This is a genomic window from Streptomyces sp., from assembly GCF_050698815.1.
In the GTDB taxonomy this organism is placed as follows: domain Bacteria; phylum Actinomycetota; class Actinomycetes; order Streptomycetales; family Streptomycetaceae; genus Streptomyces.
Window position 1 is genome coordinate 1 of the sequence record NZ_JBOHCV010000080.1, and the last position, 2,607, is coordinate 2,607.

At 69.2% G+C, this 2,607-nt stretch carries 2 protein-coding genes; both read left to right on the forward strand.

Annotated features, from left to right (window positions below; genetic code table 11):
* Positions 1-1,077: hypothetical protein (locus tag ACRDP3_RS03310; protein WP_431515283.1), on the forward strand; the 1,077-nt coding region annotated here is incomplete at its 5' end.
* Positions 1,074-2,607 (forward strand): SCO6880 family protein (locus tag ACRDP3_RS03315; RefSeq protein WP_431515284.1); only part of this gene is annotated, 1,534 nt, incomplete at its 3' end. The genes ACRDP3_RS03310 and ACRDP3_RS03315, both read left to right, overlap by 4 nt.

Sequence of the window (2,607 nt, forward strand, 5' to 3'; positions counted from 1 at the left end):
CTCGCCAAGGGCTGCGCCAAGGCCGCCTCGTGGACGATCGACAAGCTGGCGGAGCTCGTCAACGAGACGACCAAGGTCGACTTCACCAACCCCGAGTTCCTGCGCCAGTACGCCGTCGTCTTCGCGGCGTCCACCATCCTCACCCTCACGATCTGGCTGCTCGCCGTCGCCAAGCGGGCCATCCGTGGCGTGCCGTTCGTGGAGGCGATCACCGAAGCCATCGGCTTCCTCTGGCTCACCGTCCTCGCGTCGGCGTTCACCCCGCTCATCCTCTACACCGTGGTCTCGGCGACCGACAGCGTGACCGAGGTCGTCGCGGCGGGTACGTCCAACGAGACGGACCAGTTCTTCGGGACGTTCTCCGATGCGCTCAAGGAGGGGAACGAGATCGGCGGCGGACCGATCATGCTGATCCTCGTCTCGCTCATCTCCGTCCTCGCCGCCGGCGTCCTCTACCTCGAACTCGTCGTCAGGGCAGCCCTGTTGTACGTCGGGGCATTGCTCGGCACGGCCGTCTACGCCGGACTGGTCGACAAGAACCTGTGGGGCCACGTCCGCCGCTGGGCAGGCATCATGATCGCCGTCATCCTCGTGAAACCGGTGATCGTGATCGTGCTCGGGCTGGCCGGGGCGCTGTCCTCGGCCGATGGACCCAACGCCTTCTCGGCCATCGTCTCCGGGCTGTCCATCATCCTGCTGGCCATCTTCGCCAGCGCGATGATCTACCGCTTCGTCCCCGGCTTCGGCGACGAGGTCGTCAACCACCGCAACGCCTCCCGCGACCCCGCCTCCCGTGCGGCCGCCGCCGTCGTCTCCTCACCGGCCGCGCTCGTACGGCAGGGCATCAACACGCACAGCGCCCGCGGTGGCGGCCCGGCCGGCGGTCAGGGTGGCGGTGGCGCCAAGCCCGGCAACCAGGTCTCCGGCGGCGTCGCCGCCCACAGCACCCGCGGCGGAGGCGGCGACGTGCCCCAGCAGAAGGCACCGCCCGCCCCCCGCGCGTACGACCGCTCCGCCCCACCCCGCCCCACCAGGAACAGCGGTTCCAGCAACCGCTCCGGAGGTGACCGCGGATGACGACCCCCTCCCACCTCGCCGCCGCCCCTCGCCGCACGTACATGATCGGCCGGGCGCGGCCCAGCGCGATGATCGGCAAGAACCGGGAGACCGGCGAGATCGGCCTGATCATCACGGGCGCCTTCCTCGGCATGATGAGCGGGCTGCTCATCCCCGTGCTCTCCTTCCGTATCCCTGCTCTCCTCGGCTTCCCGGTGCTCGCGCTCGCCGCGATCTACGTGCCGTACAAGGGCCGTACGTTCTACAGGTGGTTCGAAATCAACCGTTCGTTCCGCAGGATCCTGCGCGCAGGCAGCACGTACCGCTCAGGTGTCGCCGAGGCCGGCGTCCGGCTCGACGGACGTGAGGTCGAGATCGGCCCACCGCCCGGCGTCGGCCGCATCAACTGGCTCTCCGCACCCTTCGGTCCGGACGAACTCGCCGTGCTGCTGCACGCCGACCGCCGTACGGTCACCGCAGCCATCGAGATCGAGGGCCCGGGCGTCGGACTGCGCGACAGCGAGGACCAGGAAGCACTCGTCGACCGCTTCGGCACCCTCCTCAAACACGTCGCGAACGGCGACGGCTACGTCACCCGGCTGCAGATGCTGGCCCGTACGCTGCCCGCCGATCCCGACGCCCACGCCAAGGACGTCGACCAGCGCGGCGACGAAAAGGCCGCACCCTGGCTGCGGGACTCCTACGAGCATCTGCAGTCGATGGTGTCCACCTCCAGCGAGCAGCACCGCGCCTATCTGGTCGCCTGCATGCACTACGGGCGCGAACTGGCCGCCGAGGGCGCGACGATCGCGAAGGCGGCGCAGCGCTCGGCGGGACGTGCGGGGCGCAAGCTGTCCAAGGACGAGGGCCTCGCCATCGTGATGGCCCGCGAGTTGACGGACATCTGTGCCCGTCTGACGGAAGCGGACATCCGGGTGCGGCAGCCGCTCGGGCAGGCCAGGCTGGCATCACTCATCCACTCCATGTACGACCCGGACCACGCCATCGACCACCTCCAGGCGATGTCGAAGCGCAACGCGTGGCCCGCCGAGCTGGACGCGATGGAGCCGACGTATCTGCAAGCGAAGACGCGGGAGTCGACGACACGGGCGCCGTGGTGCCACTCGACGGCATGGGTGAAGGAGTGGCCGATGACTCCGGTCGGCGTCAACTTCCTCGCGCCGCTGCTCGTGCACACACCCGACGTGATCCGTACGGTCTCGGTGGCCATGGATCTGGAGCCGACCGAGCAGGCGATCGAGCGGATGCTGACGGAGAAGACCAACGACGAGGCGGAGGCCAGCCGCCAGGCGAAGATGAACCGAACCATCGACCCGCGTGACGTCGCCGCTCACGGCCGCGTCGACCAGCGCGGCGAGGACCTCGCGTCGGGCGCGGCGGGCGTCAACCTCGTCGGCTACATCACGGTGTCCGCACGCTCGGCGGAGTCGTTGGCCCGGGACAAGCGCACGATCCGCGCCTCGGCGGGAAAGAGCTACTTGAAGCTGGAATGGTGCGACAGAGAACATCACCGGGCGTTCGTCAACACGC